Raw genomic sequence first — 23,040 nt, forward strand, 5'->3', positions numbered from 1 at the left:
CCAGCCGCAGCTCGGCGATCAGCTTCAACTGCACCAGGTACGAGCGGTGGATCCGGACGAAGCCCGCGTCGGCCCACCGCTCGGCGAGCGTGGCCTCGGCGACGAGCCAGCCACGGCAGCGGGTCGGGCGTTGCAGGTCGGCGTCGTCGAGCTCCCCGATGACCCGCGTGATGCCGTCGTAGGCCTGTGCCAGCGCGATGTGCTGCCCCCGGAAGGTCATGGGGGCAGCCTGCCACGACCGGGCGGGACGGGCACGACGGCGGACGACCGGGCCGGTGGACGGCCCGGCCGGCCACGCCGGTCAGTCGAAGAGTTCGCCGAGGAAGCCGTGGTGCTTCTTACGCCGGTAGTGGCCGTGGTAGCCGTAGTGCTGGCCGTACGCCGGCTGGGCGTAGCCGTGACCGGGCGGCGGCGGAGGCGGCGGCGGGACGGCGCCGTATCCGGGCTGGTGCGCGGTGGCGGGCGGCGGCGGTGGCGGGGTGTAGCCACCGCTGGCCGGGGCCGCCTGCTGCGGTGCGCCGTGCTGGCGGTTCCAGCTCGCCTCGGCCTCGAACAGCTTCTCGAGCTCGCCGCGGTCGAGGAAGATGCCGCGGCACTCGCCGCACTGGTCGATGATGACTCCGCTGCGCTCGTACTGGCGCATGTCTCCGTGACACTTGGGGCAGGTGAGCTGCATGGGACCGACGGTACCCGGTGGACTCACGCGGTGGCGCTCAGCGCCTGCGTCACCTCGTCGTCGGAGACCTCGTGGAAGTCCTCGTAGTAGGCGCCGACCGCCATGAAGTCGGGCGGGGTTTCCAGGATGACCACCTGGTCGGCCTCGGCGGCCAGCATCTCGTACGCCTCCCGGGAGCCGACCGGCACGGCCACCACGACCCGGGCGGCGCCCAGGTGGCGGGCGACCTGCACGGCGGCGCGGGCGGTGGCCCCGGTCGCCAGCCCGTCGTCGACGATGACCGCGGTCCGCCCGGTGAGGTCGAGCGGCGGGCGGCCGGCCCGGTAGAGGCGCTCCCGGCGCTCCAGCTCGGCCTGTTCCCGCTGCCGCACCTCGGCGCGTTCGGCCTCGCCGATCCGGTCGGCCACCATCTCGTTGAGCACCTGCACCCCGCCGGGTCCGAGCGCGCCGTAGGCGACCTCGGGGGCGTACGGCACGCCGAGCTTGCGGACCACGAGCACGTCCATCGGCACGCCGAGCCGTTCGGCGATCACCCGGGCGACCTCCACGCCGCCGCGTACCAGGCCGAGGACGATGGCGTCCCGTCGTCCGCCGAGGTCGGTGAGCTTGTCGGCGAGCCGTCGCGCCGCGTCGGCCCGGTCGCGGTAGGTGGTCATGTCCTCAGGTGTACGCCCCGCCGGGCGTCCGTGGCGCCCAGTTGGCCGGAATGCCGGTCAGGCGGTGGTCTCCCGACGGCTCTCGGCGAGCGCCAGGGCGGGGGCCAGCACCAGCAGGGCGATCGGGTAGAGCAGGTAGCCGAACCGGGTGGACGGCATCAGCAGGATCGCGGCGAGCAGCCCGTACCCGCAGATCAGCGCGGTGGCGGCCGCGGTGCGTGGCGGGCGGCGCAGCAGCCGGACGGCGATCGCCACGCCCACCGCGGCCAGCAGCGCGGCGGCGATGATCCGGCCGGCGGGCAGCGCGGTGGCGATCAGGTGGCCGGGGAACGGCGACTGGGCGGGGCTGGTCACCAGCCCGTGCCCGAGCGGGAAGCGCAGCACGTTCTCCACCAGGGCGTCCCGGTCGACCAGCAGGGCGGGGAGGAGGGCGACGACCGGGAGGCCGAGGGCGCCGAGGGCGGTCCGCAGGCCGGCCCGGCGGGTGACGGCCCAGCAGACCAGCACCAGCGCCACCGGCCAGGCGAAGAGCTTCAGCGCGCCCGCCACCCCGACCGCGACGCCGGCCCGGCCGGGGCGGCCGGCGGCGGCGAGGGCCAGCGCGAGCAGGCAGAGCGCGAGTACGGGCAGGTCGTCGCCGCCGGTGGCCAGGGTGAGCGCGCAGATCGGCAGGACGGTGGCGGCCTGTACGCCGCGCAGCACGGCGGCGTCCCGGCGGGGCGCGTCGGGGCTGGGCGCGGCGCGCAGGGTGGCCACAGCGGCGGCCAGGACCAGTGCGGTGACCAGGGCGAACCACACCCGGGCGTCGGTCCACCAGGCGGCGGTGAGAGCTCGGGGCAGCCCGAAGAGCGCCATCCCCGGCTGGTACGGGGTGTAGCCGAGCAGTTGTTCCGCCGGCGGAAGCGCGGCGATCGCGTCGTGGCCGAGGTAGGGGGTGCCGTGCTCGACGAGCCGGATGCCGGCCCGCTCGACCACCATCACCTCTTCCTGCGCCCGGTCGGCGCGCCCCGCCGCCCGCTGCACGCTCTGCGCCACGATCGGCAGCAGTGCGGTGGCGGCCCAGGCGAACGCGGCGACCGTCCAGCGGGCGGGCAGCCCGGCCAGGGCGGTGCCGGGGCGGCGGTGGCGGGTGAGGAGTTGGCCGGCCACCAGGAGCGCCGCGAGCAGGTAGCCGATGGCGGCGAGGCTCCCCCAGGCGCGGTGCGGCATCAGGGTGGAGGTGGCGGCGGTGATCCCGGCGAAGACCGCCGAGACGGCGTAGAGGCCCAGGTCGAGGGCGAGACCGCCGGCGGCGCAGTCCACCGCCCGCCAACGGGTGGAGGTCGTCGCCTGCCCGCAGCGGGTGGCGGGGGCGGCCCGGTCGGCGTCGGCGGTCACGCCGGCCAGTCTGGCAGACCGGTCAGGCCCGCCTGGTCCCGCTGGGCACCCGCCACCGCCGAGCTTGATCGCCTCGACATGTGGCAGGCCGCGGTGTCCTCGTCTGCGGGAAGCCCGACCCGCCGCAGCTGGAGTGGATCAAGAGGGTCAACCCCCGGCGCGTTCGCCGGTCCTGCCCGCGGTCCGGTTCCTGCCTCCCGTGCGCCGCCCGGGCAGGCGGATCACCGCGCCCGCGTCGTGCAGTGGTGGGGCGAGAGCGCCCGGCCGCCCGCCCGCGCCCCGCTCGAGGGCGGCGAGCAGCGCGCCGGCCGGCAGCGGCCGGGCGAAGAGGTGGCCCTGCCCGGCGGCGCAGCCCAGCTCCCAGAGGGCGCGCCGCTGCGGTTCGCTCTCCACGCCCTCCGCCACCACGGTCAGGTCGAGGCTGCGGCCCAGGTCCAGCGTGGAGCGGATCACCGCGGCGGCCTCGGCGGCGGTCTCCATGGCGGTGACGAAGCTACGGTCGATCTTCAGCTCGTGCACCGGGATGCGGGAGAGCAGGGAGAGTGAGGAGTAGCCGGTGCCGAAGTCGTCGAGCGCGAGCCGCACGCCGGAGTCGCGGAGCCGGCTGAGCACCTGGTCGACCACGTCGAGCTGACTGAGCGTGAGGGTCTCGGTCAATTCCAGCACCAGCCGGTCGGGCGGCAGGTCGTGCGCCCGTAGCCGGGCCAGCACCGCGCCCGGGAAGCGGGGGTCGAGCAGGCTGCGCGGGGACACGTTCACCGACACCGGCAGGTCGAACCCGGCGGCCCGCCACGTGCCGGCCGCGGTCAGCGCCTGGTCCAGGATCGCCTCCGCGAACGCGGGCAGCAGCCCGGACCGTTCCACCGCCTCCAGAAAGCGGAGCGGATCGATCATGCCGTGGGTCGGGTGGTGCCAGCGGGCCAGCGCCTCCGCGCCGATGGTCGCGCCGCTGCCCAGGTCCACGATCGGCTGGAAGGTGACGGTGAACTCGTGGTCGGCGACCGCGCGGGGCAGCTCGCCGCCGAGGGTGAGCCGACCCAGGTCGGCCGTGTCGCGGGTCGGCGCGTACGTGGAGATCCGCTGGCCGGTCCGCTTGGCCTGGTACATCGCCACGTCGGCGCGGCGGAGCAGCTCGGGCATCCCGCCGCTGGTCGGGGCGATGGCGATGCCGCCGCTGGCCTCCACGCTGATCCGCATGCCGTCCAGGTCGAGCGGCTCGTGCAGGGCACCGAGCAGCGACTCGGCGCGGTGCGCCGCGACCGCCGGGGCGGGCAGGCCGCGCAGCAGGACGGCGAACTCGTCGCCACCCAGCCGGGACACCAGGTCGCCGGGGCTGGCCGCCGCCCGCAACCGGTCGGCGACCTGGGTCAGCACCTGGTCGCCGGCACCGTGCCCGAGCGTGTCGTTGACCTCCTTGAAGTGGTTGAGGTCGATCAGCACCAGCGCCGTGACCCCTTCGGCGTGCCGGTTGGTGAGCTGCTCGGTGCCCTCGTCGAGCAGGTGCCGGCGGTTGGAGAGCCCGGTCAGCGCGTCGTGGGTGGCGGCGTACTCGTGCTCCTCGGCGATCCGGGCCAGCTCCGCGTACGCCTGCGCGTTGCGGACCGCCGTGCAGAGCGCCGAGGCGAAGGTACGCAGGGTGTACCGCTCCCGCTCGGAGAGCTGGACGGGACCGGCGAAGCGGAGCCGGAGCATGCCCAGGTCGACGCTTCGTTCGTGGCCTTCCAGCGCGACCGGCAGGATCGTACCGGTCACCGTGCTGGCCTCGGGCTTCTCCCCGTCGTACGCGATGCCGGCGGTGCCGCCGCGGATCGTGCGCCCCTCGTCGCGCAACTCGATCTCCACTTCGTCGGCGGAGAAGAGTTCGGCGGCCTGGGTGACCGCGGTGGTGAGCACCTGGTCGAGGTCGACCACGTTGAGCGCGTCGGTGGTCCGGGCGAGCCGCTGCCAGGCCTGCTGCTCGGTGCGGGTGCGGAACCGGGTGGAGTAGGCCAGGTGCAGGCTGAGCATCAGAGGTGGCACGGCGAACAACAGCCGGGGATCCGCGCGAAGAATGAGCAGGGTGCAGACGGCAACCGCGAAGCGCACCGCAATGCCGGCGATCCGTAGATCGAGGTCGCTCCGGTACCGGCGCAGGATGGGGGTGCCGGAGGCCAGGGCGATGACGGGAATCGCGATCACGTCGTCGAGTACCGCCGCGACCAGGTAGACGATTCCCAGCGTGGTAACCAGATCGGCGACCGTGGACGAGGACGGGGGCCAGTCGAGGAGCCCGGCGACCAGGACCGCGCCGCCGGCAACGAGTACGTGCTTGCCGACTCCGAAGGCGGTCTTGATCTTCGCCAGCCGGAGAATGGCGGACGCGATCGCGATGCCGACGGCAGTGCTCAGAATGACCCAGGACCCGGGTGCGATCGCCACCCCGAGGACGATGGCGGTCTCGACCCAGGCGATGGCGAGCGTGGTCGACCGGATTCGGACGGAGGTCTTGACGACGCCCCCGACGGTGATCATGAAGATCAAGGTGACGAGCGTGGCGATGTCCCGGACGGACTTCGGCGGGGTCCGGGTCAGGAAGACCACCGAGGTCGCGGCTACCGCCGACGCGAGGACGACGATGACACCGACGAGCGCCACGAGGTGCCGATCGGTCTCTACCCGTCGTCCGTCGGTATGGCTCATCCAGCTCCCGGGGTGGACGGCTGACGCCTGGTCCTGCGCCAACCGACAGGATGCGATTCCGGGAGCTTACCGTGAGGGATTGCCTACGAGAAGTCTTGCGATCAGTGCCACTCGGTGCTGCGCATCGCTCCGGCTCCTTCCCCAGCTGCTGTGACGCATTTGCGAGGCCCTTGAACCCGAAAGGTCCCTGAACCCGAAAGGCAGCTTAAAAGCCGTGCACGTCCGATCAGAAGAAATAAATGTCGGTATGCGCAAGATTAGCCAACAATATGGTGGCCTATGACGGTCTGTCCGCAAAGCTGTGCGGAGCGGAGCGGGTCCGATCCGACACGTACGCGGGCGATCGCCGAGCGCTATCAGTGTGGCGTGGAAGGTGCACCCTCGCTGCCAGCCTGGCCAGTGAACGTGCGCTTTTCAACCTCGCTTCGGATGAACTGTCGACCAGAATTGGCGAGCGGCGGCAGCGCCCCGGAGAGCCGGATCGGGACCTGCAGGTCAACGACCTGCGAGGCGCGACGCTAAAATTCGTGCGCGGTCGATTTGCTGCGCGCTGAAAACGGAGCGACCCTCATGGAAATCCGCGTCCTGGGTGGCCTTGCGGTAAGCGCCGACGGCGACCACCTACCTCTTGGCACACCCAAGCAGCAGCTCGTCCTGGCAATGCTCGCCCTGCACGTCGGCCGCCTGGTCACCGTGGAGCAGTTGGTGGACGAGCTGTGGCCGGAGGATCCACCACGCTCCGCTGTACCGAATATCCGTTCCTATGCCGGCAATCTGCGACGGAGTCTGGACGCGGTACGAGGCGGCCGGGCGGCCCTCGTACGGGAACAGGGCGGCTACCGCCTCCACCTGGACGAGAGCCAGGTCGATCTGGCCCGGCTCTCCAAGCAGTGGCTTCGCGCTCGCCGGCTGACGGAGGCCGGTGAGGTGTCCGAGGCAACAACTCTACTCGGCCAGGTGATCGAGGCCTGGCAGGGTTTTCTGCTCGCCGGCCTTCCACTGGGTCCGTCGCTTCTCGCGGCACGGGAGGCGGTGGATCGCGAGCGGCAGTCGGCGGTGGAGTTCCTCGCCGACCTCTACCTGAGAGCCGACCGGTCCGACCTCGCCCTGCCCCTTCTCCATGTGAACGCATCGCAGCAGATCGTGCGGGAGCGGGCCCGGGCGCTACTCATGCGGGCGCTCATCCAGATCGACGACCTCGGCGGTGCCCTCGCCGTCTATCAGGAGACCCGCGAGGCCCTCAGCGAGCAGCTTGGCGTGCTGCCCGGCGCCGAGATGGAGCAGCTCCGGAGAACGGCGATGCACGCCCGGTCGAGCCGGAAAGCCATGCCGTCCGCCCGCACTGAGGTGGACGCCGGGCCGGCCGTCAGCTGGTTGCCGCGGGTGGTGCCGGACTTCGTCGGTCGGCGGGAGATCGTCGGGCAGGTGCTCGACGGCATTGCCGCCGCCGAGACGGGACGCCCGGTGATCCGCGTGATCGACGGCATGGCGGGTTGCGGCAAGACGACCCTGGCCGTGCATCTCGCCGCGCACCTCGCCGACCGCTACCCCGACGGTCAGTTGTTCATCGATCTGCAGGGCCACTCGGACCCCGCTCGGGTTCCGCCGGCCTCAGCGCTGGTCACCCTGCTCCGTCAGCTCGGCGTGCCAGCCAGTCGGATCCCCGGCGACCTGACCGAGCGGATCGAGATGTGGCGGCGCGAACTCGCACGCCGCCGGGTCGTCGTGGTGCTCGACAACGCTGCGGACAGCGCCCAGGTCGATCCGCTGCTGCCGACGTCGGGGGAACCGGTCGTCCTCGTGACCAGCCGACGTCGCCTTTCGGCGCTCACCACGCAACCCCCGGTCTCCCTCGCCGTGCTCTCCGAGCAGGAAGGACTGAGCCTGCTCACGGCGCTGGCGGGAGAGCAGCGGGTAAGGGCCGACATCGAGAGTGCGGTGGAAGTGGTACGTCTCTGTGGCCGGCTACCACTCGCCATCAGGCTGGCCGGTACCCGGCTCGCGCACCGACCCGCCTGGGGCATGTCCGACATGGTCCGCCGGTTGGCCCGGAAGCCAGCCTTCCTCCCCCAACTCCAGGCGGAGGCCCGAACCGTCGTCGAGGCTTTCGCCGAGTCGTACGAGCCGCTGGACGAGCGGGCCAAGCGGGTGTTCCGGGCCTTCGGGCTGGTCGCCGTCCACCATATGGACCCGGCCATGATCGCGGCACTCACCGGGCTGACGTTGGACGAGGCGACCGACGTGGTGGACGAACTCGTCGATCGCCACCTGGTCGAGGAATTGACCGACGGGCGCTACCGCGTCCACGACCTGATGCGGCAGTACGCCTTCGAGTTGGGGTTGCAGACGGATACTCCGGCTGCCCGGTCCGCAGCTGTCGACAACCTGCTGGACCATGTCCTGCACTCCGTCTCGAAGGTCTGCGGGTCGCTCGAGGAACCCCGTCTGGTCCGGCAGCACCTCCGTCTGTCGGCCCCGCAACGCCCCGACCTGCTCTCGGTTCGGCAGTCCGGGGACCTGGAATGGATGGAGGAGCAACGGCTCAACCTGAATGCCCTGGTGCGGCAGGCCGCACGCGATGGCCACGATGAGTCCGCCTGGCGGCTGGCCCGGGCCGCCTGGCGCTTCTTCTACCTGCGCAGTTACTTCGACGACATCTCCGCCACCCATCGGGAAGGGCTGAGCGCCGCGCTCCGTTTGAACGACCGGCCCGCGATCGCCCACATGCACAACTACCTCGCCTCGGCCGCTGTCCGCAGGGGGGCTTATCAGGACGCGTTGTCGCACCTGAACGAGGTCGTGGCGCTCCGCGCGGACCTCGGCGATGCGGAAGGTACGGAGCGGGCACGGGTGAACATGAGTGCCGTCTACTGGCTCACCGGTCGCCTGCAGGAAGCTCTGGAGATCAACCGGTCGGCGCTGCGCGCCGGGGTCCTGGACAGTGTCCCGATCCTGCCGAACCTTGGTCTCATCCTGCGGGTTCTCGGCAGGTACGAGGAGTCCGCGGGGGTTCATCGACGGCATCTCTTCCTCGCCCGCGTCCGGCAGGATCTCTTTCACACGGCCAACGCCCTCGGCCACCTGGGCGGTGTGCGCTACCGGATGGGCGAGTGCGAACCCGCGAAGCGGCTGCTCCATGCCTCGCTGGCCCTTCGCGACCGCACGGGTAACGGTTACGCCCGGGCCGAGACCCTCAGTGATCTCGCCGCGACCTATCGGCAGCTCGGTCGCTACCAGGAGGCTCTCGCCCACCACCACGCCGCCTTCGAGGCCGCCGTCGACGCCGGGGAACGCCACGTGCAGGCGGAGGCGCGCAACGAACTGGCGCTGACCCTCGCCAGGGTGGAGCGGCACGATGAAGCAGCGGCGATGTACCGGGAGGCGCTGGACATCGCCACCCGCATCGCACACCCCTACGAGCAGGGCCGCGCACTCAACGGACTCGCCGAACACCTGCTCGCCACCGAGCCGGCCGAGGCCCGGCGCTACTGGCACCGGGCCCTGGCGATCTTCGAGCGGATGGGTGTCCCCGAGCGGCACGAGGTCCGCCGGCGACTCGCCGAGACGCGCGCTGACCAGCGTTCATCGGGCTTATCGATTTCTTATCGCGGTGCCGGTTAGCGTCTCCCTCCGTCGGCGAACGGGGGAGGCCCGGTACCGGGGACGGGCCGAGTCGACGTGGACGCCCGCCGGCGAGTTCCCCCCAGCGACCTGCCGGCGGGTAGGTGTGGGAGGAGCGCCACCGGCACCGGTTGCGGCGCTCCTCCCCACCGACCCGGCGCGGTCGGTCGTACCCGGGGGTTAGGCTCGCGGCCGTGACCGAACCCGTCCAGCTCACCCACGTCGACCAGGCCGGCGCGGCCCGGATGGTCGACGTCTCCGCCAAGCCGGTCGCCGGGCGGCTCGCGGTCGCCGCCGGCCGGCTCCGCACGACGGCCGAGGTGGTGGAGCTGCTGCGCCGCGACGGCCTGCCCAAGGGCGACGCGCTCGCCGTCGGCCGCCTCGCCGGGATCATGGGGGCCAAACGCACCCCGGACCTGATCCCGCTCTGCCACCCGATCGCTCTGCACGGGGTCACCGTCGACCTGCGGCTCACCACCGACACCGTCGAGATCACCGCGACCGCGAAGACCGCCGACCGGACGGGCGTCGAGATGGAGGCCCTCACCGCCGTGGCGGTGGCCGGGCTGGCCCTGGTCGACATGGTCAAGGCCGTCGACCCCGCCGCCTCCGTCGACGCGGTGCGGGTGCTCCGCAAGGAGGGCGGCAAGACCGGCGAGTGGGTGCGGCCGGAGGGCCGGCCGTGATCCGCGCCCGGGTGATCGTGGCCTCCAACCGGGCCGCCGCCGGGGTGTACGCGGACACCAGCGGTCCGCTCCTCGTCGCCGGCCTGCGGGAGCTGGGCTGCGCGGTCGACGACCCGGTGGTGGTGCCGGACGGCGAGCCGGTCGGCGCCGCGCTGCGGGCGGCCCGGGACGAGGGCGTCGACGTGGTGCTCACCAGCGGGGGCACCGGCGTCACGCCGACCGACCGGACCCCGGAGGTGACGGCCGCCCTGCTCGACTACGAGATCCCCGGCATCGCCGAGGCGATCCGGGCGCACAGCCGCGACACGGTCCCCACCGCCGCCCTGTCCCGGGGGCTGGCCGGTGTGGTCGGCCGGATGCTGGTGGTCAACCTGCCCGGTTCGCGTGGCGGGGCGAAGGACGGGCTGGCGGTGCTCGGGCCGATCCTGACCCACGCGGTGGACCAGCTCCGCGGCGGCGACCACTGACCGCGCGAGCCTGTCCGTGGCCGGCGCTTTCCCGCACGCTGCGCAGCGCCGTGCGCGGGGCCGGGGATAGGCTCGCCGGATGAGCACGGAAACCGCAGCCGCCGTGGCGCAGGTCGCCGCGCCGCCGCCAGCCGGGTGGGAGGAAGCCCGCTCCCGGGTGTACGCGGTCGGCCGCGCCGCCGCGCTCCCCGCGGTCGACCGGCCGATCGCCGAGGCCGACGGGCACACCCTCGCCGAGCCGTTGACCACGCGTACCGACCTGCCGGCGTTCCCCACCTCCAGCGTGGACGGCTGGGCGGTGCGCGGGGACGGCCCGTGGCGGGTGGTCGGCCGGGTGCTCGCCGGGCAGACCCCGCCCCCGCTGGACGAGGACGGCAGCACTGCCGAGATCGCCACCGGCGCGATGGTCCCCGCTGGCACCACCGCGATCCTGCGGGTCGAGGAGTCGACGCGTACGCCGGACGGCCGGGTCGCCGGCACGCCGCGTCCGCACCAGGAGTGGCGGGAGCCCGGCGAGGAGGCGCATGCCGGGGAGGAGTTGCTGCCGGCCGGCACGCCGGTCGACCCGGCGGTGATCGGCCTGGCCGCCTCCTGCGGCCACGACACGCTGCGGGTCCGCCGACCGCCGCGCGCCGCGCTGCTGGTCTTCGGCGACGAACTGCTCACCTCCGGCCCGCCCGGTGCCGGCCGGGTCCGGGACGCCCTCGGTCCGACCGTGCCGGCCTGGCTGCGCCGGTACGGCTGCCAGGTGCGCCCGGCCGACGTCGTCGGGCCGGTGGCCGACACGCTGCCCGCGCACGTGGCCGCGGTGCGCGGCGCGCTGGCCAACGCCGATCTGGTCTGCACCACCGGCGGCACCATGCACGGGCCGGTCGACCACCTGCATCCCACGCTGGAGGCGCTCGGCGCCGACTACGTGGTCAACACCGTCGCGGTCCGCCCGGGCTTCCCGATGCTGCTGGCCCGGCTGGTCGACGACGACGGCCGGGTCCGCTTCGTGGCCGGCCTGCCGGGCAACCCGCAGTCGGCCGTCGTCGCGCTGGTCTCGCTGGTCGCGCCGCTGCTCGCCGGGCTGACGGGCCGGCCGATGCCGGTGCTGCCGCAGGTCACCCTCGCCGAGCCGATTCCGGGCCGGGGCGACCACACCCACCTGGCGCTGGTCCGGGTGGACCAGGCCGCCGGCACCGCCCACCCGTTGCGGCACGTCGGTTCGGCGATGCTGCGCGGCCTCGCCGGGGCGGACGGTTTCGCCGTGATCCGGCCGGGCACCACCGGCGAGGCCGGGGCACGCGTGCCTTTCGTGCCGCTGCCGCTCACCCCCGGGGAGCGGTCGTGGTGAGCGTGAGGAGTGAGCCGGTTCTGCGAGCCCCGCAGTCGCGAACGGAGCAGAAATGGTGAGTCCGGCCGTCGGGCACGAAGGAGGAACGGTGACCATCGGTGCGGTGACCGACGAGCCGCTCGACCTGGCCGCGCACGAGGCGGCGGTCGCCGACCGGCGGGCCGGGGCGGTGGTGTCCTTCCAGGGCGTCGTGCGCGACCACGACCACGGTCGCGACGTCACCCTGCTGGAGTACGAGGGCCACCCCACCGCCGAGGCGGTGCTCCGCGAGGTCGCCGCCGAGGTCGCCGCCGACCCGCAGGTGTACGCGGTGGCCGTGTCGCACCGGATCGGGCGGCTGGAGATCGGTGACGTGGCCCTGGTCGCGGCGGTCAGCACCGCGCACCGGGCGGCGGCCTTCGCAGCCTGCGCCCGGCTGGTCGACGAGGTGAAGGCCCGGCTGCCGATCTGGAAGCGGCAGGTCTTCGCCGACGGCACGGAGGAGTGGGTGAACTGCCCCTGACCGTTCACCCGCCCGGGACGAGGGCGGGCGGACCGGTCAGCGACGGGCGGTGAGCTGGGCGGCGCGGACCAGCCGGTCGTGATAGAAGGCGGGCTCGGCCCCGGGCCGCCAGGGCAGCGCCGCGACCAGCACGATGAGCGCGATCGCCAGCGAGTTCTCCATCAGCGCGCCGAACAGGCCGTCCTGGTAGTGCGAGACCTCGGGCAGCTGGTGCTCGTACGGCCAGATCGGCGAGATCAGGAAGAGCAGGTAGAGCGCGAGCGCACCGACCCCGTGCCGCAGCCCGGTGAGGGCCGGGTACCAGATCGGCGGGCGCAGCGGGGGCACTCCGCCGGCCGGCGGCGTACCGGTGACCCGGGCGGACAGCCCGCGGCTGGCCTCGCGGCGGCGGACCGCGGCGTCGGCCAGCACGATGATCGCCGGGATCACGAACACCAGGTGGTGTGACCAGGAGATCGGGCTGATCACGTTGGCGGTCAAGCCGACCAGGGTGAACGCGGTCAGCTCGTCGCCGTCGGCCCGGGCGCTGGCCGCCCGGGACAGCCCGAGCGCCAGCACCAGCACCGAGAAGGCCAGCCAGAGCAGCCCGGGCGTCTCGATCGAGTCGTAGAGCCGGGCGAGCAGGCCGGCCAGGGACTGGTTGGCGGTCATGTCGGCCGCGCCGACCCGCTCGGTCTGCCACAGCACCGAGCTGAAGTACGTCCGCGACTCCTCCCCGCAGAGCGCGAACGTCCCGAGGGTCACGCCGAGGGCCGTCCCGATCGCGGTCACCGCCGCGCGCCACTGCCGGGTGATCATCAGGTACGCGACGAATAGCGCCGGGGTCAGCTTGACCGCGGTGGCCAGGCCGATGCCCGCGCCCGCCCAGGCGCCGCTGTAGACGAACCGGGCCAGTGGCGAGTCGGCCGTGTCGTGGTGGGTCCCCCGCTTGGCCCGCCACCGCAGCCCGACCAGGTCCGCCATGATCAGTGCGAAGAGCAGCAGATTGACCTGGCCGTAGCCGAGGGTCTCCCGGGACGGCTCGATGGCCAGCGCCGCCGGCGTCGCGACGGCGACGGTGAACCAGAGCGGCCAGCCGAGTCGGTCGACGATCGGGCGCAGCAGCGCGGCCAGCACGACGACGAGCGCGGCGATGCTGGCGAGCGCGTTCAGCCAGCCGGCGGCGTCGACCGGCAGCCAGGACATCGGCAGCATGACCAGCCCGGCGAAGGGCGGATAGGTGAAGCCCAGGGTGGTCGAGGGTGCGATGAAGTCGTACAGCTCGTGGCCGCTCGCCCACCACACCACGGCACCGTGGTAGATCTTCATGTCGAAGAAGTTGTACGGCCGCCCGAAGGTGCCGATGGCGAGCCAGGCGGCGTAGGCGACGGCGGCCACGATGCCGATGCGTACGACTGTCCTGCGATCGATCCCGCGTGCTCCACGACGGACTGGAGCGAGGCGGTCCATCCGTCTACCGACGGTCGTCGGCATGGCGGTGCCACCCCCGTACCAAGATCGTCCTACCCGTCCAGGTCCAGCACGGAGCCTAGAACGGCGCCTCACGTTGCTGCCTCCCGCGTTATGCGACCGTGTCCGATCCCACACGTGTTTTTGACATTTCCACCGCGTTAACGGGTGTCGGACGGTTCAGGTGATTGATGGCCTTGCGGGGGGTGGTGGCCGTATTGATGCAGGTCAGCCTGGGATTCGGCGGGCGGTGGCCGCCGAGCGTGCGGCGATCTTCGCCTCACGACGGGCGGTCCGGACCGCGCGCTGCACCGAGCGTCGCGAGTGGTTGATCCGGTGCCCGGCGCGCCAGCGCAGCCCGGGCTTGCCCTCGGTGTCGGCGGCGGCGAGGAGCAGGCCGCCGACGAGCCCGAGGTTCTTCAGGAAGTGGATCTGGTTGTTGTTCCGCGCCGCCGGGTCGTCGTTGTTCCAGAAGGGATGGCCGGCGGCGGTGGTCGGGACCAGCGTGCCGGCCAGGACGAGCGCTACGGGCCGGGTGAACTTCCCGGTGGCCAACATCAGCCCGCCGACGAGCTGGGTGGCGGCGTTGGCCCGGATCAGGGTCGTGGTGTCGGTGGGGATCCGGGGGTGCAGGTTCTGGATCAGCGGAGCGACCCGGTCGGTGACCGGCTGCGCGGCCGGGACGAGCCGACCCGGATTCTGGAAATTGCGGGCGCCGCTGACCACGAAGATGCCGCTCAGCATGACGCGGGCGAGGGTACGCACGGGCTTCATGAATCAGTCATACCCCGTCACGCGGGTCGCTACCCGGGCAACACCCGAAAGGGATCGGCCGACATGGACGTCCGTACCGGCGGATCCGGCGACCGATTTCAGCGACCGTCGCGGATGGACCGCCCCGGCGCGGTAAGGTCGCGCGGGTGACGACCCTGCGCCTCCGACCCGAGGATCCGGCGGACGAGGGACCGGTCGCCCGGGTGCTGGCCGCCGCCTTCGCCCGTCCCGACGTGACCACGCCACCCGAGGTGGCCCTGGTGGACGAGCTCCGGCACGGCGACGCCTGGATCCCCGAGCTGGCCATGGTCGCCGAGTCCGGCGGCGAGGTCGTCGGCTACGCGCTGCTGACCCGGGTGCGGGTGTGCACCGAGCGGGGCTCCTATCCGGCACTGGCCCTCGGTCCGGTGGCGGTCGCGCCGCACCGGCAGCGGATCGGGCACGGCACCGCGGTGGTGCAGGCCGCCCTGGACGCGGCGACCGAGCTGGGGGAACGGCTGGTCGTGGTGCTCGGCGACCCGGCGTTCTACCGGCGCTTCGGCTTCGGCCCCGCGGACCGGCTGGGGCTGACCAGTCCGTGGTCCGGGCTCGGGGAGCCCTGGCAGGCCCAGGTGCTGCCCCCGGTCACCAGCGACGAGGCCACCCCGGCACCCGGGGAGGTAATCTTTCCGCCGCCCTGGTCGAAGGTGTGACGCCGCCGGTCAGGCCGGTTGGGTCCGCAGGTAGCGGCCGAAGTGCGGAACGGTGAAGGCGACCGTGCCCCGTTCGCCGGAGTAGATCAGCCCCTTCTTGATCAGCGCGTCCCGCGCCGGGGAGAGGCTGGCCGGCTTCCGGCCCAGCGCCCGGGCGATCTCCGCGGTCGGCACCGCGGCGTCCATGTCGTCCCGGCCGCTCTCCTCCCCCTCGACGAGGGAGAGGGACGCCATCGCCCGCATGTACTCGCGTTCGGCGGGGGTGGCCCGCTCGAACCGAGAGCCGAAGAAGCCGACCGCCAGCTCGGCCTCCGCCTCGGGCGCGGCCACCCGGACGTCGGCGGCGCTGATCGGCGACCGGGGGGCGTGGTCCCAGGTGGCCTTCCCGTACGCCTGGACGAAGTAGGGGTAGCCGCCGGACTTCTCGTAGAGGAGGTCGAGCGCCTTCTGCTCGTACTCGACCTCCTCCCGCTCGGCCGGCGCGCAGAGCGCCTGGTCGGCGGCGATCCGGTCCAGCCGGTCGATGCGCTGGTAGCGGAAGAGCCGCTCGGAGTACGACTTGGCGGCGCTCAGCACGGCGGGCAGGTGCGGCAGCCCGGCGCCCACCACGATCAGCGGCGCGCCGAGCTGGGACAGCTCGTGGCAGGCGGCGCAGAGCGCGGAGACGTCCTCCGCGCCGAGGTCCTGCATCTCGTCGATGAAGATCGCGATGCCGGTGCCGACGTCGGTGGCCACCGCCGCCGCGTCGCTGAGCAGCTCGACCAGGTCGATCTCGATGTCCCCGGAGTCGGCCCGGCCGCTGCTCGCCGGCACATCGATGCCGGGCTGCCAGCGGTCGCGCAGCTTGGGCGCGGCACCGCCCCGCCCGGTGGGGGCGGACCGCTGCGCGAACGCCTTGAGCACGCCGAGGAAGGCGTCGATCCGGTCCGGTGCGCGGTGCCGGGGCGCCAGTTCACGGACCGCCATGTGCAGCGCGGCGGCGACGGGCCGGCGCAGCGACTGGTCGGGTCGCGCCTCGATCTTGCCGGTGCCCCAGAGGTGGTTGATCGCCTGGGAGCGGAGGGTGTTGAGCAGGACCGTCTTGCCGACCCCGCGCAGGCCGGTGAGCATCAGGCTGCGCTCGGGCCGACCTCGGGCGATCCGCTCCAGCACCACGTCGAAGACGTCCAGCTCCCGCCCCCGCCCGGCGAGTTCGGGCGGGCGCTGGCCGGCGCCCGGGGCGTACGGGTTGCGGACCGGATCCACGAATCGCAGAGTATCGGGCCGTCTAGCTGCGAGGCTAGACATGCGTAGATGCGGCTATCGGCGTGTCGGGTGCATCGAGCCAAAACTAGGGCTGTCTAGCCTGGACGCTAGACAGCCCTAGTTTTGGCTACGAGGGAATCAGCGCCGCTTCAGGCACAGGACGAAGTCGAGGGTGTCCAGCTGACTGTCGAAGAAGAACCAGTCGGTGTACCCGGCCACCTTGGCGCACTTCGCCTCGGCGTCCTTCTCCCCGCTGGTCGAACCGTCGATCCGGCTCAACACCTGGTACGTCTTCGGGGCGCACTCGGTGATCACCAGTTTCGGCTCGGCGACGCCCCCGTCGTTGCGGACGCACTGGCCGACCCGTACGAACCGCGGATCCGTCGAGGACGCCGGAGCGGGCGCCGTGGTCGCCGGAACCGGCTGCTCGGTCGCCCCCGCCGCCGGGTCGACCGCCGGCGCACTCGGGGCGTCCGGCCCGCTCACCGGCGCCGGCTCGTCCCGCCCGAAGACCCAGAACGCCGCGGCCCCGACGAGCAGGAGCACCCCCACCGCGGCCAGCGCGGCGACCAGGCGACCCCTGCCCCGCTCCGGCCGGGGCGGCTCCGGGTACGGCGGGCCGACCGGGCCGGGTCCCGTGGCCGGGAAGGCCGGCGCGGCGGGCTGCCCGGCGTCCCAGGTGGCTGCCTCGTACCGCTGGGCCGGCGGCTCGTACGGCGGGGTCGTGGGCGGCCCGTAGCGCTGGTTGGGTGGCGGTTCGCCCCAGCCGCCCGGCTGCCCGGCGTCGCCCGATGGTCCGAAGTTCGACATGGCGGGCCCTCCTGGATCGGCCGATGCTGAGAGGCCGGCCACCAATGGGGGACGGCCACGCCGTCGCCACCGTAGCCTGGTCCACCGATGAGCTCACGCCCTGCGAGTGCGACGCCGCTCGCCCACCCCGCCGCCCCCGCCCGACCCGCGCTGATCTGGACCGGGCTGATCCTCGTGTACGTGCTGTGGGGCTCGACGTACCTGGGCATCCGGGTCGCGGTCGAGTCGCTGCCGCCGCTGACTTCCGCGGCGATGCGGTTCGCCGCCGCCGCCGTGGTGCTCGCCCTGGTGCTGCGCCTGCGCCGCGGACGGGGCGCCCTCCGCGTCGACCGGTGGCAGCTCGGCTCCGCCGCCCTCATCGGCGTGCTGCTGCTCGCCGGCGGCAACGGGCTCGTGGTGCTCGCCGAGTCCGGGCCGCCCGGAGTGGCGCTTCCCTCCGGCATCGCCGCGCTGCTCGTGGCCACGGTTCCACTGCTGGTCGTGCTGCTGCGGACGCTCGGCGGCGACCGCCCCCGGCTCTGGACGTTCGCCGGGGTGGCCCTCGGCTTCGTCGGCCTCGTGCTGCTCGTGCTGCCCACCGGCGGATCGGGGGCGGTGCCGGTGGTCGGCGCGCTCACCGTGGTCGCCGGCGCCGCCTCCTGGTCGGTCGGCTCCTACCTCTCCGGACGCATCCGGATGCCCGCGGACCCCTTCGTGGCCACCGTCTACGAGATGGTCGCCGGCGCGGTGGCGCTCGGCCTGATCGCCGCCGGTCGGGGCGAGCTGCGTGGCTTCTCCCCCGCCGAGGTGACCGGCCGCTCCTGGGCGGCGCTGGCGTACCTGATGGTGGCCGGCTCGCTGGTCGCCTTCACCGCGTACGTGTGGCTGCTGCACCACGCGCCGATCTCGCTGGTCTCCACCTACGCGTACGTGAACCCGGCCGTCGCGGTGGCGCTCGGCGCGCTGGTCGCCGCCGAGCCGGTCACCCCGCAGGTGCTGCTCGGCGGCGCGGTGATCGTCGCCGGGGTGGCCGTGGTGGTGAGCACCGAACGTCCCCGCCGGCCGGTCGACAGGGCAGCCGACGGGGCAGCCGCCGAGGCGGTCCGCCGGTAACATCCCGGCGCGTGTCCGCCGGGCTGGTGACGGGTGTCGCGCTCCTCGGCGCGCTGGCCGGCTCGGTCGCCGTCCCGCTCGCCCGCCGCTTCGCCGGACCGGCACCCGCCGCCGACGCGGCCGGACCGCCGCGCGCGGACGGCACCGCCGAGCCGCGTGGCGTGGAGGTCCTGGTGGGGCCGGACGGCATGGCCGGGTCCCCGCGCGGGCACGGCGTGGTCGGGCCGCTGCCGACGGCAGGCGAGCCGGGGGTCCGGCGTCGGCCGGCCGGACGGCTGCGGACGAGCCTGACGGGTGCTGTCGTGTGCGGCGGGCTGGCGGCGGCGCTGGGCGCCGATCCGGCCCTGCCGGCGCTGCTGTTCGTCGCGGCCGTCGGGCTGGTGCTCGCCCTGGTGGACCTGGCCTGCCTGCGGCTGCCCGATCCGCTGGTGGCGCTCGCGGCGGCGGGCGGCGGCTCCGGCCTGGTCGCCGCCGCGCTCGTCGCCGGCACGCCGGGCCGCCTGCTCGCCGCGGTGGCCGGCGCGGGCGTCTCCTTCGCCGGGTACGTGCTGCTCGCCCTGCTGCCCGGGCCCGGCTCGGCTTCGGCGACGTGAAGCTCGCCGCCGCGCTCGGGCTGCCGCTCGGCTGGCTGGGCGGGCCGACCCTGGCTCTCGGGCTGCTCCTGCCGCACCTGCTCAACGGTGTGCTGGTGCTGGCCCTGCTCGCCGCCCGCCGGGTACGCCGGGACACCGCCCTCCCGTTCGGCCCGGCGATCCTGGCCGGCGCCTGGCTGGCGGTGCTGCTCACCTGACCGGATGTGCCGGTCAGATCAGCCGGAGCTGGCGGTCCTTGGGGCGACGGGCCTCGGGTTCGCCGAAGCGCTCGAAGAGGCCGGGGTCGATCACGTCGAGGAACGGGGACGGCCGGCAGTCCCGCTCGGCGCCGTGCCGGGTACGCCGGGCGGCGTGGCTGACGTACAGCCGGTCCTGGGCGCGGGTCAGCCCGACGAAGAAGAGCCGGCGCTCCTCGGCCACCGCGGCCTCGTCCGGCTCCGACCCGGGCCAGCGCAGCGGCAGCAGCCCGTCCTCGGCCCCCACCAGGAACACCACCGGGAACTCCAGGCCCTTCGCGGCGTGCAGGGTGAGCAGGGTGACCGCCTCGGCGCGCGGGTCGAGGGCGTCCACCTCCGCGCCGGTGGCCAGCTGGGACAGGAACAGCTCCAGGTCGTCGCCGCAGCGGCGGGCCAGCGGGGTGAGCAGGTCCACCGCCACCCGGACGTCGTCGGGGCGTACCGAGCCGGAACCGTCGAGGGTCGGCACGGCGAAGCGTTCCGCCAGCACCTGACCGGCCAGCCGGACGCGGGCGGCCAGCGAGCCCTCCAGCCCGGCGTGCCGCAGCTCGCGGGCGATCGCGGTCACCCCGGGCCGGTCCCGCAGCCGGTCGTGTGACCGCTTCTGCACCGGGATGTTCGCCCGGGCCAGCGCGTCCATGATCGGGGCGGCCTGCGAGTCGGTGCGGTAGAGCACCGCGATGTCGGAGAAGGACAGGGAGGTCGACCGGCCGTCGATCCGGCCCGAGTCGAGGGACCGGTGGGAGAGGCCACCGACCAGGTCGTCGATGGTGCGTACCAGGAAATCCGCCTCGTCCGGGACGGAGGCCGCGGCGTAGCGGCCGACGAGCGGCGCCTCCGGGTCGAGGCGGGCGGGGTCGAGCCGGCGGCCGCGCACCAGCGACGACGGCGCGATGGCCTGCACCGCAGCGGCCAGGATCGGTGCCGACGAGCGGTAGTTGCGGTTCAGCCGGACCAGCCGCGCGTCGGTGAAGTCCTGGGAGAAGCGCAGGAAGTAGCCGACGTCCGCGCCCCGGAAGGAGTAGATCGCCTGGTCCGGGTCGCCGATCGCGCAGAGGTTGCCGTCGGCGGGGGAGAGCAGCCGCAGCAGCTCGTACTGGACCGCGTCGACGTCCTGGTACTCGTCGACGAAGATCCACTTCCAGCGCTCGCGGTACTCGCGGACCAGCTTCCGGTCACCCGCCAGCAGCGCCACCGGCAGGGTGAGCAGCTCGTCCAGGTCGACCAGGTCCCGCTTGCGCAGCAGCCCGGTGTACGCCTCCGGGTCGTCGCCGGCCTCGGCCCGGGCCGCCGCCCGATCGGCGTCGTCGGCGATCCGGAAGTCCACCGGCAGGCCGGCGGCCTCGGCGTTCTCCCGCAGGATGGTCAGCCCCAGCGAGTGGAAGGTGCCGACCGTGACGTCCTCGGCCACCGGGCCGAGCAGTCCGTCCAGCCGGTGCCGCAGTTCCTCGGCCGCCCGCCGGGTGAAGGTGATCGCCAGGCACTGCTCGGGGAAGACGTTCAGCTCCGCGCAGAGGTAGGCGATCCGGTGGGTCAGGGTCCGGGTCTTGCCGGTGCCCGGGCCCGCCACGATGAGCAGCGGACCGCCCGGCGCGGAGGCGGCCACCCGCTGCATCGCGTCGAGCCGGTCCAGCAGGCCGGTGCCGACCTCCTCCATGCCGGCGAGCATCGGCTCGAACGGCTCGTGCGGGGAGGGCGCCGGCGCGATCGGCGGTGGGGGTGGCGGCGCGGCCTTCCGCTTCGGCTCCGCCTTGGCCGCCGCCGGGCGCTTGGCCCGGGGCTTCGCCGCCGGCTCCGTGGGCTTTCGCGGCGCGGGCACGGGTACGTCGAAGAGCGTGTCCTGCGCGCCCGAGCCGCCCGAGGCGCCCAGCTCGGCTGGGTCGAAAAGGGTGATCACGCCGTACTCGCCGTCGTAGCCGGGCACCCGGCGCACCTCGCCCCGGCGCAGCCGGCCGATCCCCTCGGCGAGCAGCTCGCCGCCCACCCGGCCGATCTCGTCCAGCGGCGTGCCGGTCAGGATCTCCAGCTCCGGGCCGAGCGCCGCGATCAGGTCGTTGAGCTTCCCCTCGACCTTCTTGGACCGCGCGCCGACCTTGTTGATCTCGCCGAGGATCTCGGCGAGCGGGACCAGATGGGTGACCGCTCGGGCGTGCGCCGGCCGGTGCCCATCGGGACGGTCGGCCAGCTCCTCCACCCGGCTCAGTACGCCCACCGTCAGGGGCTTGCCGCACTCCGGGCACCGTCCCCCGGCCTCGCGGGTCCGCTCCGGGGACCAGTTCACCCCGCACAGCCGGTGGCCGTCGGCGTGGTACTTGCCCTCTTCCGGGAAGAACTCGATGGTGCCAGCCAGGCCGTCCCCGGTGCGCAGCGCCTCCCGGATGGCGAAGTAGTCGCGGCCGGAGGTGAAGACGGTGGCCTCGCGGGCCAGCGCGGGCGGCGAGTGCGCGTCCGAGTTGGACACCAGCTGGTAGCGGTCCAGGCTGCCGACCCGCCAGTTCATCTCGGGGTCCGAGGAGAGCCCGGTCTCCACCGCGAAGACCTGGTCGGCCAGGTCGGCGTAGCAGTCGGCGATGGCGTCGAAGCCGGACTTCGAGCCGAGCGCCGAGAACCAGGGCGTCCAGATGTGCGCCGGCACCAGGTAGCCGTCCGGGCTCGCCTCCAGAGTGATCTCCAGCAGGTCCCGCGAGTCCAGGCCGAGGATCGGCCGGCCGTCCGACCCGAGGTTGCCGATCCGCCCGAGCGCCGTGTTGAACCGGCCGACCGCTTCCAGGTCCGGCAGGTAGATCAGGTGGTGCACCTTGCGGGTCCGGTCGTCCCGCTTGTAGATGGTGGAGATCTCCACGCTGAGCATGAACCGGACCGGGTCCGCCTCGGCCGCGCTCGCCAGCCGGGGCGGCAGGCGGCGGGCGATGTCCCGTTCCGCCTCCGGGCTCAGCCGGAACAGCCCGGGCTCGGCCGGGTGCAGCGTCTCGCGCAGGTGGTCGTACCAGGCGGGATGCGTGAAGTCACCGGTGCCGAGCACACCGATGCCCTTGCGCCGGGCCCACCAGCCCAGGTTGGGCAGGGTCAGGTCACGGCTGCACGCGCGCGAATACTTCGAGTGGATGTGCAGATCCGCGACGAATGGCGGGAAGCCACCGGGGGGTGCGGCGCTGAACGGAGGCACGCCGCATCCTGTCACGCCGGCTCCCCCGGGCGTACGCCGCCACGCGTACGGGTGACCTGAGCAATCCCCCGCTGGACGGCGCGGGCCGGGCGCGCTATTGGGCGTGCAGCTCGACCAGGGTCACCTGTGGTGGGGCGCCGACCCGGACCGGCGGGCCCCAGAAGCCGGCGCCGTTGGTCACGTAGACCTTGGTGCCGTCCACCTCGCCGAGGCCGGAGACCACCGGCTGCTGGAGCGGGACCAGCAGGTTGAACGGCGCCATCTGGCCGCCGTGGGTGTGCCCGGAGAGCTGGAGGTCGACGCCGAACTTCGCGGCCTCGTGCGCGGCGACCGGCTGGTGGGCCAGCAGCACCACTGGGTGGCTCGGGTCCCGGTCGGCCAGGGCGGCGGCGTAGTCCGGCGGGGCGGCCAGCCCGGTGCCGGTGGCCGTCACATCGTTCACCCCGGCCAGGTCCAGCACGCCACCGCGGGCGTGGATCTCCTGGCGCTCGTTCTGCAGCACCCGGACGCCGAGCCGGTCCACCTCGCGGACCCAGTCCTCGACCCCGGAGTAGTACTCGTGGTTGCCGGTGACGAAGAAGCTGCCGTACCGGGAGCGCAGGTCACGCAGGGGCGCGGCCTCGTCCCCCAACTCGGCCACCGAGCCGTCGACCAGGTCACCGACGATCGCCACCAGGTCGGCGTCCAACCGGTTGATCATCGCGACGATCCGCTCGGTGTGCCCGCGGCCGGTCAGCGGTCCGAGGTGGATGTCCGACACCGTGGCGATCCGCAGGCCGTCCATGCTGCGCGGCAGCTTCGCCAGCGGGATCCGGACCCGGTCCAGCTGCGGCGGGCCCAGCGCGGTGCGGACGCCGTACCCGGTGATGCCGGCGGCGGTGAGCCCGGCGAAGATCGCCGCCCCCCGGGCGAGCAGCAACCGCCGGGACGGGTCGTGATCCGGCCGACGATCCGGCCGCGCCCCCCGTGGACCCGCCGGC

19 protein-coding genes and 1 pseudogene are annotated in these 23,040 nt (G+C 73.6%); 9 read left to right on the forward strand and 11 right to left on the reverse strand.

Translation table 11 applies throughout. The annotated features are described in order from the left end of the window. The 5 genes and pseudogenes from ACWEVO_RS06040 to ACWEVO_RS06060 form a co-directional block, all read right to left on the reverse strand. Positions 1-103 (reverse strand): annotated as a pseudogene (locus tag ACWEVO_RS06040) (LytTR family transcriptional regulator DNA-binding domain-containing protein); the annotation flags it as partial. Between the two features lie 198 nt (positions 104-301). Next, the gene (locus ACWEVO_RS06045) at positions 302-676 is read right to left on the reverse strand and encodes a TFIIB-type zinc ribbon-containing protein (protein ID WP_452306466.1); all 375 of its coding nucleotides are present in this window, start codon (positions 674-676) and stop codon (positions 302-304) included. Positions 677-699: 23 nt separating this feature from the next. Beyond that, positions 700-1,332, reverse strand: coding sequence for a phosphoribosyltransferase (locus ACWEVO_RS06050; protein WP_452306467.1), 633 nt, complete (start codon positions 1,330-1,332; stop codon positions 700-702). A 57-nt stretch (positions 1,333-1,389) separates the two neighbouring features. Continuing rightward, the gene (locus ACWEVO_RS06055) at positions 1,390-2,709 is read right to left on the reverse strand and encodes a glycosyltransferase 87 family protein (protein ID WP_452306468.1); all 1,320 of its coding nucleotides are present in this window, start codon (positions 2,707-2,709) and stop codon (positions 1,390-1,392) included. Between the two features lie 147 nt (positions 2,710-2,856). After that, a complete protein-coding gene (locus ACWEVO_RS06060) occupies positions 2,857-5,388 on the reverse strand; it encodes a putative bifunctional diguanylate cyclase/phosphodiesterase (RefSeq protein WP_452306469.1) in 2,532 nt (843 codons plus the stop codon). A 540-nt stretch (positions 5,389-5,928) separates the two neighbouring features. Here ACWEVO_RS06060 and ACWEVO_RS06065 point away from each other — a divergent pair. The 5 genes from ACWEVO_RS06065 (at position 5,929) to ACWEVO_RS06085 (ending at position 12,003) form a co-directional block, all read left to right on the forward strand. Continuing rightward, on the forward strand, positions 5,929-9,009 hold the full coding sequence (locus tag ACWEVO_RS06065; RefSeq protein WP_452306470.1) for a tetratricopeptide repeat protein: 3,081 nt from the start codon (positions 5,929-5,931) through the stop codon (positions 9,007-9,009). Between the two features lie 194 nt (positions 9,010-9,203). Further along, entirely contained in the window at positions 9,204-9,695 is a 492-nt protein-coding gene (gene moaC / locus ACWEVO_RS06070) for a cyclic pyranopterin monophosphate synthase MoaC (RefSeq protein ID WP_452306471.1), read from the forward strand. Further along, complete coding sequence (locus ACWEVO_RS06075; protein WP_452306472.1) at positions 9,692-10,162, forward strand: MogA/MoaB family molybdenum cofactor biosynthesis protein; 471 nt, start codon at positions 9,692-9,694, stop codon at positions 10,160-10,162. The genes moaC and ACWEVO_RS06075 overlap by 4 nt, the downstream gene beginning before the upstream one ends. Before the next feature lie 79 nt (positions 10,163-10,241). Then, a complete protein-coding gene (locus ACWEVO_RS06080) occupies positions 10,242-11,501 on the forward strand; it encodes a molybdopterin molybdotransferase MoeA (protein WP_452306473.1) in 1,260 nt (419 codons plus the stop codon). 52 nt (positions 11,502-11,553) lie between these two features. Then, positions 11,554-12,003: a molybdenum cofactor biosynthesis protein MoaE gene (locus ACWEVO_RS06085; RefSeq protein ID WP_452306474.1), complete on the forward strand. Its 450-nt coding sequence runs from the start codon at positions 11,554-11,556 to the stop codon at positions 12,001-12,003. Positions 12,004-12,039: 36 nt separating this feature from the next. Here ACWEVO_RS06085 and ACWEVO_RS06090 read toward each other — a convergent pair whose 3' ends face one another. Both ACWEVO_RS06090 and ACWEVO_RS06095 read right to left on the reverse strand, forming a co-directional pair. Beyond that, a complete protein-coding gene (locus ACWEVO_RS06090) occupies positions 12,040-13,476 on the reverse strand; it encodes a glycosyltransferase 87 family protein (RefSeq protein WP_452306475.1) in 1,437 nt (478 codons plus the stop codon). 204 nt (positions 13,477-13,680) lie between these two features. Then, on the reverse strand, positions 13,681-14,226 hold the full coding sequence (locus tag ACWEVO_RS06095) for a DoxX family protein (RefSeq protein WP_452306476.1): 546 nt from the start codon (positions 14,224-14,226) through the stop codon (positions 13,681-13,683). A 146-nt stretch (positions 14,227-14,372) separates the two neighbouring features. Here ACWEVO_RS06095 and ACWEVO_RS06100 point away from each other — a divergent pair, with 146 nt between their 5' ends. Then, the gene (locus ACWEVO_RS06100; RefSeq protein WP_452306477.1) at positions 14,373-14,918 is read left to right on the forward strand and encodes a GNAT family N-acetyltransferase; all 546 of its coding nucleotides are present in this window, start codon (positions 14,373-14,375) and stop codon (positions 14,916-14,918) included. A gap of 9 nt (positions 14,919-14,927) precedes the next feature. On the opposite strand, the gene ACWEVO_RS06105 is transcribed toward ACWEVO_RS06100, so the two are convergent. Further along, the gene (locus ACWEVO_RS06105; protein WP_452306478.1) at positions 14,928-16,163 is read right to left on the reverse strand and encodes an AAA family ATPase; all 1,236 of its coding nucleotides are present in this window, start codon (positions 16,161-16,163) and stop codon (positions 14,928-14,930) included. Positions 16,164-16,301: 138 nt separating this feature from the next. Continuing rightward, complete coding sequence (locus tag ACWEVO_RS06110) at positions 16,302-16,736, reverse strand: LppU/SCO3897 family protein (RefSeq protein ID WP_452306484.1); 435 nt, start codon at positions 16,734-16,736, stop codon at positions 16,302-16,304. Positions 16,737-17,060: 324 nt separating this feature from the next. On the opposite strand from ACWEVO_RS06110, the gene ACWEVO_RS06115 reads away from it, so the two are divergent. Genes ACWEVO_RS06115 through ACWEVO_RS06125 form a run of 3 tightly spaced genes read left to right on the forward strand, consistent with a single transcriptional unit; the run spans position 17,061 to position 18,855 of the window. Further along, complete coding sequence (locus tag ACWEVO_RS06115) at positions 17,061-18,065, forward strand: EamA family transporter (protein WP_452306479.1); 1,005 nt, start codon at positions 17,061-17,063, stop codon at positions 18,063-18,065. An 11-nt stretch (positions 18,066-18,076) separates the two neighbouring features. After that, complete coding sequence (locus ACWEVO_RS06120; protein WP_452306480.1) at positions 18,077-18,658, forward strand: hypothetical protein; 582 nt, start codon at positions 18,077-18,079, stop codon at positions 18,656-18,658. Then, on the forward strand, positions 18,655-18,855 hold the full coding sequence (locus tag ACWEVO_RS06125) for a hypothetical protein (protein ID WP_452306481.1): 201 nt from the start codon (positions 18,655-18,657) through the stop codon (positions 18,853-18,855). Before ACWEVO_RS06120 ends, ACWEVO_RS06125 begins: the two co-directional genes overlap by 4 nt. 13 nt (positions 18,856-18,868) lie before the next feature. Here ACWEVO_RS06125 and ACWEVO_RS06130 read toward each other — a convergent pair whose 3' ends face one another. Next, positions 18,869-22,060, reverse strand: coding sequence for a UvrD-helicase domain-containing protein (locus tag ACWEVO_RS06130; protein ID WP_452306482.1), 3,192 nt, complete (start codon positions 22,058-22,060; stop codon positions 18,869-18,871). A 94-nt stretch (positions 22,061-22,154) separates the two neighbouring features. Beyond that, a partial coding sequence (locus ACWEVO_RS06135; protein ID WP_452306483.1) for a metallophosphoesterase occupies positions 22,155-23,040 on the reverse strand: 886 nt, incomplete at its 5' end.

The organism is Micromonospora sp. NPDC003776 (assembly GCF_053605645.1).

Excerpts from the sequence above, each read along its gene's own strand:
- ACWEVO_RS06045 (WP_452306466.1), bottom strand. The coding sequence starts at position 676 with ATGCAGCTCACCTGCCCCAAGTGTCACGGAGACATGCGCCAGTACGAG.
- ACWEVO_RS06050 (WP_452306467.1), bottom strand. The coding sequence starts at position 1,332 with ATGACCACCTACCGCGACCGGGCCGACGCGGCGCGACGGCTCGCCGAC.
- ACWEVO_RS06060 (WP_452306469.1), bottom strand. The coding sequence starts at position 5,388 with ATGAGCCATACCGACGGACGACGGGTAGAGACCGATCGGCACCTCGTG.
- ACWEVO_RS06080 (WP_452306473.1), top strand. The coding sequence starts at position 10,242 with ATGAGCACGGAAACCGCAGCCGCCGTGGCGCAGGTCGCCGCGCCGCCG.
- ACWEVO_RS06085 (WP_452306474.1), top strand. The coding sequence starts at position 11,554 with ATGGTGAGTCCGGCCGTCGGGCACGAAGGAGGAACGGTGACCATCGGT.
- ACWEVO_RS06090 (WP_452306475.1), bottom strand. The coding sequence starts at position 13,476 with ATGCCGACGACCGTCGGTAGACGGATGGACCGCCTCGCTCCAGTCCGT.
- ACWEVO_RS06095 (WP_452306476.1), bottom strand. The coding sequence starts at position 14,226 with ATGAAGCCCGTGCGTACCCTCGCCCGCGTCATGCTGAGCGGCATCTTC.
- ACWEVO_RS06115 (WP_452306479.1), top strand. The coding sequence starts at position 17,061 with ATGAGCTCACGCCCTGCGAGTGCGACGCCGCTCGCCCACCCCGCCGCC.